Source organism: Streptomyces phyllanthi, from assembly GCF_009377205.1.
Taxonomy (GTDB): domain Bacteria; phylum Actinomycetota; class Actinomycetes; order Streptomycetales; family Streptomycetaceae; genus Streptomyces; species Streptomyces phyllanthi.
The window spans coordinates 16,991-33,149 of sequence record NZ_VJZE01000054.1 but is presented as its reverse complement, the minus strand read 5'-3'; the positions used below and the strand labels follow the sequence as shown (position 1 = coordinate 33,149).

15 protein-coding genes and 1 pseudogene are annotated in these 16,159 nt (G+C 68.0%); 14 read left to right on the top strand and 2 right to left on the bottom strand.

Translation table 11 applies throughout. The features are described from left to right. The first annotated feature begins 191 nt into the window (after positions 1 to 191). Positions 192 to 605: a DUF5958 family protein gene (locus FNH04_RS11210; protein ID WP_127832451.1), complete on the top strand. Its 414-nt coding sequence runs from the start codon at positions 192 to 194 to the stop codon at positions 603 to 605. Positions 606 to 649: 44 nt separating this feature from the next. Next, positions 650 to 1,732: an RNA-binding protein gene (locus FNH04_RS11205; RefSeq protein WP_322722918.1), complete on the top strand. Its 1,083-nt coding sequence runs from the start codon at positions 650 to 652 to the stop codon at positions 1,730 to 1,732. 139 nt (positions 1,733 to 1,871) lie between these two features. Here FNH04_RS11205 and FNH04_RS11200 read toward each other — a convergent pair whose 3' ends face one another. Then, positions 1,872 to 2,465, bottom strand: coding sequence for a DUF4240 domain-containing protein (locus FNH04_RS11200; protein ID WP_322722917.1), 594 nt, complete (start codon positions 2,463 to 2,465; stop codon positions 1,872 to 1,874). A 57-nt stretch (positions 2,466 to 2,522) separates the two neighbouring features. On the opposite strand from FNH04_RS11200, the gene FNH04_RS11195 reads away from it, so the two are divergent. From FNH04_RS11195 to FNH04_RS49360, 5 genes and pseudogenes are all read left to right on the top strand, one after another. Beyond that, positions 2,523 to 2,789, top strand: a complete 267-nt coding sequence (locus FNH04_RS11195; protein ID WP_322722916.1) for a hypothetical protein — start codon at positions 2,523 to 2,525, stop codon at positions 2,787 to 2,789. Between the two features lie 121 nt (positions 2,790 to 2,910). Next, a complete protein-coding gene (locus FNH04_RS11190; protein WP_322722915.1) occupies positions 2,911 to 3,624 on the top strand; it encodes a TnsA-like heteromeric transposase endonuclease subunit in 714 nt (237 codons plus the stop codon). Beyond that, positions 3,621 to 5,660: a Mu transposase C-terminal domain-containing protein gene (locus FNH04_RS11185; protein WP_322722914.1), complete on the top strand. Its 2,040-nt coding sequence runs from the start codon at positions 3,621 to 3,623 to the stop codon at positions 5,658 to 5,660. Before FNH04_RS11190 ends, FNH04_RS11185 begins: the two co-directional genes overlap by 4 nt. Beyond that, a complete protein-coding gene (locus FNH04_RS11180) occupies positions 5,657 to 6,709 on the top strand; it encodes an ATP-binding protein (protein ID WP_322722913.1) in 1,053 nt (350 codons plus the stop codon). Before FNH04_RS11185 ends, FNH04_RS11180 begins: the two co-directional genes overlap by 4 nt. A 3-nt stretch (positions 6,710 to 6,712) precedes the next feature. Next, positions 6,713 to 7,072, top strand: a pseudogene (locus FNH04_RS49360) (hypothetical protein); the annotation flags it as partial. Here the strand turns inward: FNH04_RS49360 and FNH04_RS47515 are convergent. Then, positions 7,046 to 7,261 (bottom strand): hypothetical protein, encoded by a 216-nt coding sequence (locus FNH04_RS47515; protein ID WP_228031289.1) that lies wholly within the window; start codon positions 7,259 to 7,261, stop codon positions 7,046 to 7,048. The pseudogene FNH04_RS49360 and the gene FNH04_RS47515 sit on opposite strands and share 27 nt — an antisense overlap. Here FNH04_RS47515 and FNH04_RS47510 point away from each other — a divergent pair, their 5' ends adjacent. The 7 genes from FNH04_RS47510 (at position 7,262) to FNH04_RS11140 (ending at position 16,156) form a co-directional block, all read left to right on the top strand. Further along, positions 7,262 to 7,693 (top strand): hypothetical protein, encoded by a 432-nt coding sequence (locus FNH04_RS47510; protein ID WP_228031288.1) that lies wholly within the window; start codon positions 7,262 to 7,264, stop codon positions 7,691 to 7,693. Positions 7,694 to 8,047: 354 nt separating this feature from the next. Next, positions 8,048 to 8,830, top strand: a complete 783-nt coding sequence (locus FNH04_RS11170) for a TnsA-like heteromeric transposase endonuclease subunit (RefSeq protein WP_152782997.1) — start codon at positions 8,048 to 8,050, stop codon at positions 8,828 to 8,830. After that, positions 8,827 to 9,726 (top strand): ATP-binding protein, encoded by a 900-nt coding sequence (locus FNH04_RS11165; protein WP_322722912.1) that lies wholly within the window; start codon positions 8,827 to 8,829, stop codon positions 9,724 to 9,726. The genes FNH04_RS11170 and FNH04_RS11165 overlap by 4 nt, the downstream gene beginning before the upstream one ends. 3 nt (positions 9,727 to 9,729) lie before the next feature. Further along, positions 9,730 to 10,623: a hypothetical protein gene (locus tag FNH04_RS11160; protein WP_152782995.1), complete on the top strand. Its 894-nt coding sequence runs from the start codon at positions 9,730 to 9,732 to the stop codon at positions 10,621 to 10,623. A gap of 188 nt (positions 10,624 to 10,811) precedes the next feature. After that, the gene (locus tag FNH04_RS11150) at positions 10,812 to 11,390 is read left to right on the top strand and encodes an O-methyltransferase (protein WP_152782992.1); all 579 of its coding nucleotides are present in this window, start codon (positions 10,812 to 10,814) and stop codon (positions 11,388 to 11,390) included. A gap of 423 nt (positions 11,391 to 11,813) precedes the next feature. Then, entirely contained in the window at positions 11,814 to 11,987 is a 174-nt protein-coding gene (locus FNH04_RS46485; RefSeq protein ID WP_194236632.1) for a hypothetical protein, read from the top strand. A 416-nt stretch (positions 11,988 to 12,403) separates the two neighbouring features. Further along, positions 12,404 to 16,156 (top strand): nSTAND1 domain-containing NTPase, encoded by a 3,753-nt coding sequence (locus tag FNH04_RS11140; protein WP_152782990.1) that lies wholly within the window; start codon positions 12,404 to 12,406, stop codon positions 16,154 to 16,156. Positions 16,157 to 16,159: the final 3 nt, after the last annotated feature.

The window sequence follows — 16,159 nt, the reverse complement described above, 5'->3', positions numbered from 1 at the left end:
CAAGGGCGATGGCGTCCACCACGCCATGCTCGGCATCGCCCGCCTGCACAACCTCACCCTCGCCGGATGACGAAGAAACAGGCAGGTCAATGAGCATGTCGTAGATCAATTACGGGACAGCGCTTAGGCATCCGAGGGTCTGCTTGGATAACCGGGAAAGTCTGTGAATCGAGCGCAACGGGGGCGTGAGGATGGCTGATCCGTACATCATTCTCAACGAACTCGCCCAAGAGCTTCGGCCGATGCCACAGGGAATCGAGTGGTTCGAGGGCCTCTCGACTGAGGAGCAGTCCAACACCCTGCGCCTCCTGTCACATTTCTGCATTCAGGCCCGCGCCACCGCCGAGGACGGCCCGGAAAGTATCCGACGCGCCGGGCTCCGCGCCACGCACACACCGGCAGTTCTGATCACACGAGGGCGGATCGACCAGCAACTCGGGAAGATCGCCAGTCTCACCCCGCACGACGAGCGACTCAAGTCATTCCGGCTACTGATCGCGGTGCTGGCCGTCGCCGACGAACGCCGACGAGAGCGCTTCTGCTCCGACGGTTGCGGCCACGCGTGGCATCGCCTGTCTGTCGACACCCCCGAAGCCTCGGCCTGATCCCTCGCACTTTTAGGATCCCGCGGCTCGTGTCACGACGCAGCGTGCTGACCAGCAAAATTCGGATGGGTCTCAGAGGTCGCACCGAATTCCTTGTCTCAAATGCCGTGGCACTTCCTCAGCAAGCGCTGGAAGATGGCGATGTGCAGCTCCCCTACGTCTATCGCGTCAGCAAGTACGACCCCGCCGACCGTGACGATCACGGGTACTACACCGGCACCGAGGACACCATCAGCGATCACGGCGAGATCGAGGCGGCCTATCTTCAGGCGGTCAAGGCGTTCGCCGCGGACACCAGCATCGACCATCTGTCTGTCCGCGAGCCGGAGGTCTCGTCTCTTGCTCATTTCGGCGTTGAGAGATCTCTGGGCGGCTTCGGTCTCGACAGGCTCCTTCCCGGCGGTCTTGCCGACTTCCACGACGGAGCAGAGATGCCGCTGGACATCGGGCTGGAGCTGATTCGCCTCATGCTGCGCGACAGCGGTGCCTGGTGCCGGCTGGAGGTGGAAGACGTTTTCGCAGTGCACGTCGGGTGGGACCAGTACCTCTACGTCGGCAGCAGCCGACCCTGCCAAGGAGCTCTAGCTCGCGCCCGCGAACTCGGGCTGTTCCCAGAACACCTGGACGTTTCCCCTTACGACTTCGAGCCCGAGGAGGAAGGCGTCCTACGGCCAGGCGATGACGACTTCTGGGCCGGCCTGCACAGCGCAGTTGGCTGCGGCCGCGCTGGACTCTTGGAAGAGATATACGTCCAAAACGCCTCGCGATGGCATCGCCTCACGTGCGACACCATCGACACGGTTCGCGCCGGGCTCGCTCCCCGCGCCCGCCTGGCCGTGTGGCCAGCCCTCTCCTCCGACGTCAGCGCCATCCTCGGCGCCCTTCCCGCCGAGGGCATCGTCGAGGGCGTCTGGCAGGACAGGGAAGGTCAGATCCACAGCGTCGTCGCTGACGACGACGAATTTCCGGAGCTGGCTGCCCGAATATCCGATGCCGACGCTGCAGCGCTTCTGCCCGTGTACGCCGATGAGCGTGTCCCTCTACTCTCCGCTGTCATGCCCGACAGAGACGGAGTCGTGCGTGCGCGCTGGCAGGCCGAACAATCCCTCAGCGACTTGGCCAAATGAGCTCTCACGGCCACCGCGGGCGGCCAGCCGCTAGCTCTCCACGGGAAGCGCCGCTGACGTGTGTGTCTCAGTGGCCGGACAGCGGGCATCCTGCCTGAGATTTGGCCAGGAATTCTGAGGCCCTACAGCGCTTTCGCGCCTACCGGGCCAGCGTCCGTAGGGGAAACATTGCGCTCAGCTTCGGCAGTTTGCGCATCGCCTCGTCTTCGCATCGCACGTCCCACTGCTCGCCGCGCGGCCCTGGATTGCCGCCTACAGCGCCCTGCTCGGCTTCGACGGCTTCATAGAATGCGTCGCCGCAGTCGTCATCCGCGCGGGTGAGTAGTCCATATGCCTCCATGGCGACGTAGTCGAGAGACTCCCACTCCGGCCAGTCGTCGTTCCAGAGCTCCCGAGGGCGACCCACCAGGCACTGAACCTCAGGGGTATTGGCCAGAGAGTCGGGATCGATCACTGCCCGCACGAAGGCTTCCCGACCGGTCCCCACCATCCACAGGCCGAAGTAGCAGAATCCGTCGTCCGAACACCAGCCGCCGAAGATCCGCTCCGCAGCAGCCCAGAGATCCCAGGTGAAGACTTCGTGCGTCACTTCGTCCAGGCGAACCTGGAACTGCACGATCTCTGTCAGCGGCCTCCGCGACAACTCGTCACGCAACCACGTCAGCCGTTCGTCCCGGCCCCGCGTCTGCCGTCGGCACTCTTCGATGAGCTTCCAGAAGGAATCGATGTCCACGGCGGCACTGTGCCAGGCACCTCTGACACCGCAGGGTCGCCGAACTATGTTCGAGCAGTGGAGAACACGGAGATCATCATCAAGCTCACCTCTGATGAAGCGCTGGTCCTGTCGGACTGGCTGGAGCGAGTGCAGATGACGGACCTCAGCCGTCTCATCGACGACGAGGCGGTCTGGGCGCCCATTCATAGGCTGGCCGGAACGCTCGACAAGTCCCTGCCTGGGATTTTCGCAGCGGACTATGGCGAACGCCTGGACGCGGCGCGCCGCAGGCTTCGACCCGCCTCAGACGATCTCGCCAGTGATCATGAAGACTCTGACTGAGCTGGCTCGCAGCATCACTCACATGAGGGGTTTCAGCCCAAAAATTCCGGTGGATTCCCATTGATTCTGGACAGTGAAGTCCATGGGGTTGGGTGGGACGAGTGATACGGCACCGCTGGACGTGGGCGGATTCGAGGTCGGTTGGCGGGATGCCAAAGGTGAACACCGCCGACCGCTGAATGAGACGGAGGAGGTCGAGTTCGAGACGGGACTGCCAGTACGTGGCTTCCCTTCATACCGCGGCCAGCGGAACTTCCCGGGCCTGTACTGGTCGGCCACAACAGGCGGGCATGTGGGGTTCGAGTCGTGGCTGGAGCGGGATCACGCGATGCTGCTGGACTTCACACCCGAGGTGACTGGTCTGCTGTCGCAGCCGCTGTGGCTGTTCTGGCAGAACGACAAGGGCCGGGTGGTCTCGCACGCGCCGGACTACTTCGCACGGTTCGAGGACGGCCGGGGATTGCTGGTGGACTGCCGGCCTCTGGACCGGGTCGACGAGCGGTCGGCCGCCAAGTTCGCCGTGACGCGGCTGGCATGTGAAGCGGTGGGCTGGGGCTACCGGGTGGTCGGGATGGTGGACCCGGTCCGGATGGCCAATGTCCGCTGGCTGGCGGGGTATCGACACCCTCGGCATGCGACCACCGCGGGGATGGCCGAGCGGCTGATGGCGGTGTTCTCGGTGCCCTCACCGCTGGTGGGCCAGGCGTCACTGTTGGGTGACCCGATTGCGGTGCTACCAGCGGTGTTCCACCTGCTCTGGGCGGGGCGGCTCCGGGCGGACCTGGCCAAGCCACTGACGGACACGACGCTGGTGTCGCGGGCGGAGGCGTGGTGAGCGGACGGACGGCGCTGCGCGTCGGCGACCAGGTCCGGCTCGACGAGCGGCTGCACACCGTGGTCGGGTTGTCAGGGACGCTGGTGCGGCTGGCCGACGAGGCTGGTCGGGCGAGTCTGGTATTGCTGCCTCACCTACTAGCCGCCGAAGGCTTCGAGTTCCTTGGTCAGCGGGACGGGTCACCGGTAGTGGCGCCCTTCGCGTTGCTGGACACCGTTCCGCCGCTGGAGGCAGAGAAAGCCACCGCCTGGGAACAGCATCTACTGGAGCTGGAGTCCGGGCGGCAAAGCGGCATCGGAGCTGGGGCGGGACTGCGGCCGGAGTACGACCCGGCCCTGCATACCTTGGAGGAGCGGATCGCCGCGAAGGCCACCGAGTTGCGTGCCCTGGGCTGGACGGTGAGCGCGCGGACGGTCGAAAGGATGCGGACCCGCTACCGGGATCAAGGGGTCTGGGGGCTGGTCGATCACCGCAAGACCCGTCTGTCCTCGCCGACGGGCCGGGCTGATGAGCGGGTGGTGGCAGCCGTCGCGGAGGTGCTGGCCGACCAGTTGAACGAGTCGGCTGGGACACGAGGCCGGGTGCGGCGCCGGGTCGAGGCCCTGCTTGCCGAGCAGCACGGGGCCGGGGTGGTGCCGATGCCGTCGAAGACGACGTTCTACCGGCTTGTCGAGGCAGTGAGCGCGGGCACACACGCCTTCGGTTCGGCTGCTTCCCGCCGCTCCCACGCTCGTCGGCCCGAGGGAATGTTCACGCCGTCCGCGGCCTGCCGACCGGGCGAGCTGGTGCAGATCGACACGACTCCACTGGATGTGCTGGTGATCCTGGAGGACGGGGTGAGCGGTCGTCCGGAACTGACTATCGCCGTTGACGTGGCGACCCGGACAATCTGCGCGGCGGTGCTGCGGCCAGCGGGCACCAAGGCGGTCGATGCGTCGCTGCTGCTGGCGAAGATGCTGGTCCCCGAGCCGCTGCGGCCGGGCTGGCCGGAGGCTCTGGCCCTGTCGGCGACGTTGATTCCGCACGCCCGGCTGCTGGACATCGACGCCCGGCTGGAGCAGGCCGCCGCGAAACCGGTGATCGTCCCGGAAACCATCGGCATCGATCACGGCAAGGTGTTCGTCTCCGACGCGTTCATCGCCGCCTGTCGGTCGCTGGGCGTTTCCGTGCAGCCCTCGCGGCCCGCCACTCCGACGGACAAGGCCATCGTGGAGCGGACGTTTTCCTCCATCAACACCCTGTTCTGCCAGCACGTTTCCGGCTACACCGGCTCCAACACGGACCGCCGCGGCGCGGGTGTCGAGGCGGTATGGACGCTCGCGGAACTCGATGACCTTCTTCAGGAATGGATCGTGGCCTGCTGGCAGCAGCGGCCGCACGACGGGCTTCGTAGTCCGTTCCTACCCGGCCGGTCGATGTCACCCAACGACGCGTACGCGCTGCTTGTGGCCCGCACCGGCTACGTTCCGCTGCCGCTGAGCGGTCTCGACTACCTCGAACTGCTGCCAGCGGTCTGGCGGTCGGTGAACGACTACGGAATCCGTATCGACCATCGCACCTACAACTGCCCGGAGTTGGCTCCGCTACGGCGCCAACCTTCGGGATTGGCCGCGAAAGGCGGTCTCTGGGAGGTCCACTACGACCCCTACGACCTGTCTCAGGTCTGGGTACGCAACGCGCGCACCGGCGAGTGGATCACGGTTCCGTGGACACACCAGCACCTGGTCTCGACACCGTTCGCGGACTTCACCTGGCGCCGAGCACGGGACCTGCTTGCGATGCGGGGCCAGGACGACACCAACCAAGCCGCCGTGGCCGCAGCAGTCGAACAGTTGCTGACGCGGGCGGAAACCGGGCCGGACCGTCGTATCGCGGCCCGTACCCGCGCCGCCCTGGAGCCCGCCCGGTCCGTCCCTGCTCTGCCGCAGGCTTCAGCTCCGGAAGACGCCGAGGACGAGACCACCGTCCTGGAGCAGCCGTCGAACGTCATCCCCTTCGGCGTCTTCGACGCCTTCACCGACGGGAGCCGCCTGTGAGCGAGGCTCCGCCACAGGACATCGCCAACCCGCAGATGTCACTGACCACGAAGGAAGGCTGGCGGGCGTTCGTCGACGAGAACCCTGAGCCCCCGCCGTCACTCCCGTCCGGCACCGTCCTGGATGAGGGCGAGCTGGAGTCCTACAGGGAAGCGCGGGTCGACTACCACACACGATCCGTCATCGTGAACACTCCCACGATCCGCGGCGTCGTCACTACGGGTCGCAAACGCATCGTTCTCAACCGGCACCAAGTCTCCGCCCGTCGCGGCCTGATCGTGTCCGGTTCGGCCGGCACCGGCAAGACCACAGCGATCACCCAGCTGGGCAAGAACGTCGAACAGATCACCCGGCGGCGCAGCCCCAACGCCGTCGGCGGACTGCCGGTCGTCTTCGTCACCGTCCCCCCAGCGGCTACCCCGAAGATGCTCGCAGGCGAGTTCGCCCGATTCCTTGGCATCCCGCTGGAGCACCGCATGAGCCAGGTCCAGATCACCAACGCCGTCTGTGACCTGCTCGGAAAGCTCGGCACCACACTCGTCCTGGTCGACGAGATCCACAACCTCGACCTGACCACCCGCAACGGAGCCGAGGCATCCGATCAGCTGAAGTACCTCTCGGAACGGATCGCGGCCACCTTCGTGCTTGCTGGTCTCGACGTCGAGACCAGCAGCCTGTTCCAGGGCACTCGCGGACAGCAGATCGCCGGCCGCTACACGGTCATCCCCTCCCGACCCTTCGGCCACAGGAACCGCGCGGACAAGGAGAGCTGGCAGGCCCTGGTGGTGACGATGGAGGACTCCCTGCGACTACACGCCCATCGTCCCGGCACCTTGGTCGCCATGACCGATTACCTCCACGAGCGCACCGGCGGGCTGATCGGCAGTCTTTCCCAGCTCATCCGAGAAGCCTCAGTCGACGCCATCGACAGCGGCACGGAAAAGATCACCAAGCGCATGCTCGACGAGATCGAGCTCGACCACGCCGTCCAGAAGACCCGGCCCGATCGCCCCCGATCCAAGTACGCCCGCAGGCCGAAGGCGGCCTGAGTAATGGAGCCCTGGGAAGCCCCGGTCAGGCTCCTGCCACTTCCACTGCCACCGATCCACGGAGAAGTATTCGGCTGGTACTTGCACCGCCTCGCCGCCGCCAACAATGTGACGGCGGGCCAGCTGGCGAAAACTCTGACACCATTCAAAAACGCGCAGGTTGGTAAGAGGACCGACACGCTCTGGCGCTGGACTCCGACGGTTCTGCCACGGCTGGCCATCCTGACGGGCCTTACGCCCGAAACCCTCCGGATGCTGCTACCAGCGATCGCCCGGGTTGAGGCGCGCACCACAGGTGAGGTAGTCCGCTACCGTCGGCATCTCTACATCGCCTGCTCACACTGCATGCACCGCCGCGGAATCACCGGGCCAGTCCTCGCCCATCGCCCCGCAGATTTCCAACTCTGCCGCCGACACGGCATCTGGGTAGACGGCAACCGCCACTACCGCGTCGGACACCTCCCAGAGCTCGTTACCGCTGAGCATCGACACCGACGGATCGCCAGGCGCTTCCCGGACACGATGGAAGCAGCGACAAAGGAAGCGCAGCACTTGGTCCGCTCCTGGCTCCTGAACAAGAAGCAACCTCATCTGCTCTCACGCTGGAACGACCGCCTCGCCCAGCTCCCTCCCAAGGAAGCCATCTACGGGAACATCATCAGGCGACGCGTCGACGAGCGGGAGTACATCGCCACCTATCCCGAATTCGTCACGCTGCTGGGCATACTGGCCGATCCTGCTTGGCGGGCACTACGGGAACCTGGCCGACGGACAAACCTCAGCCAGCACCGGCGCACCATCGACGCCGTCTACACAGAGGCCGAGCACCGGCTGAACGTCCCCACTCTCCGCGAGAAGCTCCGTTCCCACGCCTTCTCCAACGACCCCCTCTTTCGCTGGACCGACTCCCTGGGACGATCACTGATGCTGGTGACGACGCCGGACGACCACGACGCCCTACGGGATGAGTCCCACCAGAACTGAAAGACACCAGGCCACGGCCGTACCGTCCGACAGAACAAATGGGACCGTCTCAGCTCGCACTCAAGCAGGCGCAGCAACGTCCAGGTCCACTGGGCCGCCCGGCTTCCAACCCGTCCCAGCAGAACTGACAAGGCCCAGGTCAGAGACACCTCCTCGATCCAGATCTTTTGGGAACGGACAGTCAGCTGTCCTGTCTCCGCGATGTGTAGGCAGTCCCATTCCTCTGTAGGCGTGCGGGGCCGGGTCCCGGTCATGTGTAGGCAAGTTCTGAAGAGTTCCGGTCTTGTGTAGGTACGGGGATCGCCCTGCTTCTACGGTCGGAGCGGCTGGTCGGCGTCGGACCGGAGGCCCGGGATGGATGCGGATGAGGTGTCGGCGGAGGACATCGAGCTGGAGTACGTAAGCCCAGCCGGGGTCCGCGAGCGGGGGCTTTTGAGCCGGTTGTGGCCGGTGCGGTTCGAGTCGGTACGGCCCGAGCGCCGGTTTCCGGCTTTCCGGGGTCAGGGCAACTGGTGCGGCTGGTACGGGTCGGCGACCTGCGGCGGGCATGTGGGCTATGAGTCGTGGCTGGAGCGCGACCGTCTGATGCTGCTGGACTTCGATCCGCTGGTGACGGGCATGGCTTCGCAGCCGTTCCGGCTGTCGTGGACCAGCACGGATGGGAAGCGGGTGCGGCATACGCCGGATTTCTTCGTCCGCCGCGCCGACGGCACGGGCCTGGTGGTGGATGTGCGTCCGGATGAGCGGATCGAGCCGGATGACGCGGCGAAGTTCGCCGTGACGGCAGCGGCTTGCCGAGCGGTGGGCTGGAACTTCCAACGGGTGGGCACGCCGGAGGCGGTGCTGATGGCGAACGTGCGGTGGCTGGGCGGCTACCGGCATCCGCGAGTGCACCGCCCGGAGGTCGCTGCCCGCCTGGTGGAGGTGTTCGCCGACGGCGGCGGGCTACTGGCCGGGGCCCTGCGGGTGGGTGATCAGATCGCGGTGCTGCCGGTGCTGTTCCACCTGCTCTGGCGCCGGGTCCTTGCCGTGGATCTGGAGGCCGGCCTGTTGTCGGCGGACACGCAGGTCCGGCTCGGCCTGGTGCGGGAAGGGGGCCAGGATGCCGTCGCGTCCTCGGCTGCTGCGAGCAGGTGACCTGGTCCGGTTCCGCCTACGACGAGGCCCGCATCGCCTACCACTCCGAACTCCAGGTCGTGCGCACGTCCACGGTCAAGGACATCGCCCACCAGGGACGGCTGCTGACCCTGCTCAACCAGCGCGAGCACGGCGCCCGCCGCGGACTCATCGTCTCCGGGGAATGGACCACCGGGAAGACCACCGCGCTCAAACAGCTCGGACGCCTGCACGAACTGCGCGTCCGGCAGCGCTATCCGGGAAGCGACCGCATCCCGGTCGTCTACATCACCGCCCCGCCCAAGGGCTCCCCGCGCAAACTCGCCATGGAGTTCGCCCGGTTCCTCGGTCTGCCCGTGATCGGTCCGAGGCACAACACCATCGACGTCACCAGCGCCGTCTGCCAAGTGCTCATCGAGGCCCGCACGGACCTGGTCCTGGTCGACGAGATCCACCTGCTCAACCACGCCACCATCGCCGGTGAAGACCTCTCCGACCACCTCAAATACTTCACCGAGCACCTGCCCGCGACCTTCGTCTATGCCGGCACCAACGTCGAACAGTCCGGGCTGTTCACCGGTATCCGCGGCAAGCAGCTCGCCGGCCGCTGCGTCCTCATCTGCACCGGCCCCTTCCCCCTCAACACCGAATGGCGGTCCCTGATCGCCTCCATGGAGAACACCCTCCGCCTGCACCGGCACGAGCCGAACACCCTGGTGAAGATGGCGAAACACCTCCACCAGCGCACCGGCGGCATGATCGGAAGCCTCTCCCACCTCATCCGGGCGGCGGCGATCTCCGCGATCCTGGACGGGACCGAACGCATCACCCGGGCCACGGTCAAGAACATCCGCATCGACCACAGCAGCGAGTCCTCCGCCCGCGGACGCACCGCCTCTCTGCCCCGCACCGGCTGAACCATGGAATTCCACCCAGCACTCATCCGCCCGCTGCCCATCACCCTGCCGCCGTTCCCCGGCGAGTGCGAATCGTCCTACTGGAACCGCCTGGCCCTCGCGAACCACGTCCCCCTGGCCCGTCTGCGCTCTCCCTCGCGCTGGCTGAACTCCCGCCTCACCAGCCTCGATGCCCTCTGCATCCTCAGCGGCCAGTCCCGGCAGAACCTGGCCAGAGCCATCCCCGATCTCCACGCGGAGGACGGCTCGCCCACCACGAAAGCCCACGCCCCGGCCCCCGACTACATGCTCCGCTGGGCCTGCCGCCGCTGCGTCCCTGCACGCACCGGCTCGAAACTCCCCGCCCAGGTCTGGGCTTCCGTCCACGACAACGTCTGCCTCCGCCACAACCTCTGGATCGGCAAGAACGTCTTCGCCCCCGAACAGCAGCTCGATCTGTCTCGAACCCCAGACGTCATCCGCGCCCAACGCCACTGCTGGCGACTCCGACGGCGCTACGGTCCGACCGTCATCGGTGCCTGTTACGACGCCACCGGCAAGCTCTGGAACGGTCTGGCCCACCGCCACTACCAACTCACCCGCCGAGCCGAACTCCTCCACGACCTGCTCCGAGTCAAGGCACCGACAGTCGAACCGGACAAGACGGCCCCCTGGCTGATCGCGGCCGGATACCCCGAACCCATCACCCTGATCAGCCTGTTCGCATCAGGCCATTGGAGACGGGCGATCCTCAGCGACGACCTCCTCGTCGTCACACAGGCCATCGCCGAATTCCACCACCGCTTCCCGATGCAGGCAGCCCTGCGAGGCACCAGCCGCACCTGGCTCAGCACAAGCATCGAAGCCACAGCAAGACAGGTCGAGGACCTCGTGCCCCCGGCGATCAGCGCAGGCTGATGCAGAAGGGATGCCCAGCCGGATCGATGAGGACCCTCGCCTTGTCCCCGTGAGGCTGGTGATCCGGCCTGCCCTCAGCCAGCATCAGCAGCCGAGCGTCGGCCTCGATCGTCCGCGGCCTGCCACTCCTGGCATGGCGATGAGAATTGACCTTGCCCGTGAGGACATGGTCCTCGCATCATCTGCAGATGGACGACACGCCGAGCCGCCTCCCGACCGCCCTGCCCGCGCTGCGCTCCAAGGCGCGCGAGGCGGGCTTCATCATGTCCAGCGAAGACCGCACAGGAAGCCTTCTGGCAGCACTCGCCGCCGCCCGGCCCTCGGCCCGGATCCTCGAACTCGGCACCGGAGTCGGGGAGGGCACCGCCTGGCTCCTCAGCGGCATGGACCCCGATTCCTGTCTGACCACCGTCGAACTCGACCCCGCCCTCCAGGTTTTCGCCCAAGAACAACTGGGCGCCGACCCGCGGGTGACCTTCGTTTCCGGAGACGGCGGCGCATGGCTGGAAGACTTCGACGGCGCCCCCTTCGACCTCGTGTTCGCGGACACCTGGCCAGGCAAGTTCACCCACCTCGACGAGGCCCTGGACCTCGTGGCTCCCGGCGGGACCTACCTGATCGACGACCTCTTTCCCCAGCCCGGCTGGCCGGAGGGCCACGAGGCCTCCGTCAAACGCCTTCTGGCCGAGCTGGACGAACGGGAGGGTTTCCGATGCGTCCGTCTGGCATGGGCAAGCGGACTACTGATGGCGGTGCGCACAGCCTGACGACCAGGAGTCGACCACGATCACGAACGCTCTAGATGCGGCTGCCTACGGTTGAGCGGGACACCCACGAACGACCTGTCCCGCTCAACCGTAGGCACCGCAGCTCAGAGCCTCTCCCTACCCACACTTATCTGGGACAGGACATGAGCAATGCAGTTGTCACCGATCTGGCGGCCGGGCGCGGCGGATCAGCCGTACGCCGGACTGCTTCGTACGCCGTCGGGACGGCACTGGTGTGGTGCTGGACGTGCGTCCCGACGATCGGATCGAGTCCGAGGACGCGGTGAAGTTCGAGGTCACGGCAGCGGCCTGCGCCCGGGTGGGCTGGGGCTTCGAGCGGGTTGGTGTGCTTGATCCGGTGCTGGCGGCGAAGTTGCGGGCGGCGTTGGCACGGCGCCAGGTCTCTTGGCGGGCGTTGGTGCGGTGGGCGATCCGATCGCCGTGCTACCGGTGCTCTTCCATCTGCTCCGGTGCCGGGAGCCGGCGGTGGATCTGGAGGTCGGTCTGCTGTCGGCGGCCACGTTGGTGCGCCCGGTTCCCGTGGTCGAGGAGGTGGGCAGGGAGGCCGACGCGTCCGCAGCTGCTGTCGCTGGGTGACAGGGTCCGCTGTGACGGGCCGCGAGCCCACTGGTTCACGAAGGTGCGCGGTTCGCACTCCGGTCGGCGGGATGCGTGTGGAGGGCCAGGATTCGGCCGTCATGGAGAGCGGTCACTGCCGTCGGGATCGTTTGCTTTCGATGACGAGAGCTCCGCACGGGGTCCGTCGTGACGACGTCCGATGGGGCCATGGTTCTGTTTCTCCTGGTTGTCAGGTGTTCGCTCGGCAATGAGAGCGCCAGGGCGGGACCGAGCCCGGCAACCCGGGAGTTGTCAGCCATCCCCCTCCCATCAGGGGAAACAAACTCAGCACCGCTGGTACGAACAACTTCTCCGGCGGACATCACAGGCGGAAAGGGTTCTCGCCCGAACGAGACGAAAAGTACCTTGTGCTGCCGATCAGCTTTTCTTCTTGTATGCGAAAGAGGCTTCGCGTGGGGCGTCCCGAACTACCGGTCGACCCGGCGGCCGGTCCCGTGCAGCGACTCGCCCATGATCTTCGGGAGCTGCGCCGTTCGGCGGGTGGCGTGTCGTACCGGACCATGGCGAAGAAGGCCGGCTTCTCGGTGGCGACCCTGGCGAAAGCCGCGAGCGGCGAGCGACTGCCGTCGTTGGCCGTGCTCCAGGCGTACGTCCAGGCATGCGGCGCCGACCCCGTTCCGTGGGAGGCACGGTGGGCGGAGGCCGAGGCGCTGGCCGGGGAGGAGAGGCAGGAGGATCCCGACGCCGCACCGCCCTACCGTGGCCTCGCGCGTTTCGAGCCGGACGACCGTGAGCTGTTCTTCGGCCGGGACCGACTGATCGACGAGCTGAGCGAGCTGGGGTGCGGGTCCCCGTTCACCGTGGTGTTCGGGGCGTCCGGCAGCGGCAAATCCTCCCTGCTGCGGGCCGGTCTGATTCCCCTGCTGCAGGAGAAGATCGCGCAGCAGGGACGTACGGCGGTCCTTCGGATCCTCACTCCGGGAGCCCGGCCCGCCACCACCTACGGACATCTGCTGACGCCGAAGGCCGACGATCCGGAGAGCTGGGTGGTGGTGGATCAGTTCGAGGAGGTCTTCACCCTCTGCCGCGAGCGCGCCGAGCGGGACCGCTTCCTCGACCTTCTGCTCGCCGCGCGCGACCCGGGAAGCCGACTGCGCGTGCTCATCGCCGTACGGTCCGACTTCTACGCACGGTGCGCCGAGCACCCGCGACTGGCGGAGGCGCTGCACGGGAGCGGGCTCCTGGTCAGGTCCATGACCGCCGACGAGCTGCGCGAGGCAGTGATCGGTCCCGCGCAGGCGGCCGGACTCATCGTGGAGCGGACCCTGACCGCACGGATCGTCGAGGACGTGCTCGACGAGCCCGGCGGACTGCCGATGCTGTCCCACGCCCTGCTGGAGACCTGGCGGCGGCGCAAGGGACGGATGCTGACGCTGGCCGCGTACGAAGCGGCCGGCGGGGTGCGCGGCGCGATCGCGGCCAGCGCCGAGGAGGCGTACGGGGAACTCTCACCGGCGCAGGCGCACGCCGCCCAGCACCTGCTCCTGCGGATGGTCGAGCCCGGCCAGGGCAACGCCGACACGCGCCGCCCGCTCAGCTGGGAGGAAATGGCCGGGTGGGAGGACCCCGAGGTGCGGGCCGTCGCCGGGCGGCTGACCCGGGCCCGGCTGCTGACCACCGACGACGACGCCGTGCAGCTCGCCCACGAGGCGCTCATCACCTGCTGGCCGCGGCTGCGCGAGTGGATCGACGCGGACCGGGAGCGGCTGCGCCACCACCGGCAGCTGACCGACGCCGCCCGCACCTGGCTGGAGCACGACCGCGACCCGGGCACGCTCTACCGGGGCACCCGCCTGGCGCGGGCCGAGGAACTGTTCGCGGGCGACGACCGCGGCTACGACGGTCTGACGTCCGAGGAGACGGCCTTCCTGGTCACCGCGGCGGAGCAGCGGGCGACGGAGGAGCGGGCCGCCACCCGGGCCCGGCGCCGGAGCCGCACGCTCACGGCCTCGCTCTGCGCCGTGCTGGCGGTGGCCCTGATCGTCGGCCTGACCGCCGTACGACTGCGTCAGGACAGCGAGGAGCAGACCACCGACACGGCGGCCCGCCGGGTGGCCGCGGTCGCTGACGCCTTGCGTACCACCGACCCGCGCACCGCGATGCTGCTCGGCGTCGCCGCATGGCGCATGTCCCCGCTGCCGGAGTCCCGCCGAGCCCTGCTGGGCGCGCTGGCCCAGCCCGAACTGGACAACTTCACCGACCCGGCGCCCGGTGACGAACCGTCGCGGTTCCTCGACGTCTCCGGGCGCACGCTGCTCAGCATCGGCGCCGACTCCACCTCGCGGACATGGGACCTGGACACCCACCGCCGTATCGCCTCGGGGCCGGTACCTGACGGGGGCGTACTCGCCGCGGGTCCTGGCGGCCGGGTGCTCGTCATCTCGGCCACTGACAGGACCCAGCGGCTGTGGGACACCCGAACGAGGCGCTGGATCGGGGGTGCCCTGCCGCTCAGGTACAACGTGCAGTTCGGGGCGACTGGCCGCAATTACCTGATGACGAGCGTGCTCGACGACCGGGTGGGGCTCTACTCCGCCACCGACGGCCAGCTGGTCTTCCGGACCCCGTCGGCCGGCAGTGGGCGGATCGCCGACGCGGCGACCGACGGCGATCGGCTGCTGGCCGTCTGCCCGCACGGCCGGGCCCTGCGGGTCTGGGACGCCTCCACGCGCGGCGTCCGGTCCGGTGCCTGGACGAGCGCTCGCGGCGTCTGTGGTGACAGCACCGGCCTCGGCCTCACCGGCGGCCGGCTCATCGCTCTCACCGAGGGCCGCCGGGTGCGTGTATGGGACACCACGTCGGGACGAGAGCTCGCCGACGTCCCCCACCCGGGAGTCCTTTCGGCCGTCGTGAGCGCGGACGGCTCGTTCCTGGCGACCGGCGGCGGCGAGGAGGTCAGGGTGTGGCGTATGCCCAGCGGCGGCGCCCCCGTTTTCCGGCACTCCTTGGACAACGCGTCGATCTCCGATCTCGCCTGGGACTCCTCGCGGCCCCTGCTGCGGTACCTCGAAGGGGGCACGGTCCACACCCTCGACCTCACCTCGACGCTCACCCGCGCCTGGCGCAAGAATCCGCTCGCCGGAGTGCAGCTCAGCCCCGACGGCAGGACGCTCGCCACCGCCGAACGTAACGGCGACCGCTACGTCTTCCAGCTGCGGAACACGCGCGACGGCCGTCCGCTGCGCACCCTGCCGACCCCGTCACGTCCCGTCTTCCGCACCGGCATACCGACGGTCCCCGGGGACATCACCGAGCCGTTGCTGTCCTTCAGCCCCGACGGCGGCATGTTCGCGTACGGAATCTCCGTCGCCGGCGGCGGGGACACGGCGCCTCAGCGTCTGACGGTGTGGGACGTGGCCGCCGGACACACGAAGACCACTGTGGACCTGGCGACGGCGTCCGCGACGCCGACGGACGCGATCGCCCTGGGACCGGGCGGTCGCACGCTCCTCACCGCACGTCTGACCGATGACGGCTTCTACAACGAGACATGGGACACCACGCGGCAGCGGAGGACGGCGCTCCTGCCCGGCCCGGGCGGCGATCATCTGGCCGTCAGCCGGGACGGCGGGCTCCTCGTGACCGACAACCGCGTCGTCCGAGCGGGCCGGTCCCACGCCCAAGACCTCGTCCAGCGCGACGGCATCGGAGCCATCGCCTTCGCTCCCGACGGCTCCAGCCTGGCGGCGGGCGACTGGACCGGGCGGGTGGCCGTCTGGGACGGCGACGTCCGGCACCGAGCGGGCATTCTGAGGAACGTCTTTCTGGCGCCCGTCGATCCGTCCTCCGACTCAGCCGAGGCGATCAGGGCTCTCGCGTTCAGTCCGGACGACAGCACGCTCGCCGTGGGCGGCGACTCGGGGACCGTCCAACTCTGGGACATCGCGACCCAGCAACCTCTCGGTCCTTCTCTGCCCACCCCCGGTGGCAGCGTCGACACGCTCGCCTTCAGCCCGGACAGCACCACGCTGTACGCGGGCGGCGAGCACGTCCCGCTCCAGCGGTACGTCGTGGATCCTGACCGAGCGGTATCCCTAGTCTGCTCCCGTGCCGGGAACGCGGAGCTGACCCGGGCGCAGTGGCGCACCTACGTCCCGGACCGGCCGTACCGGCGGGTCTGCCCCTGACCG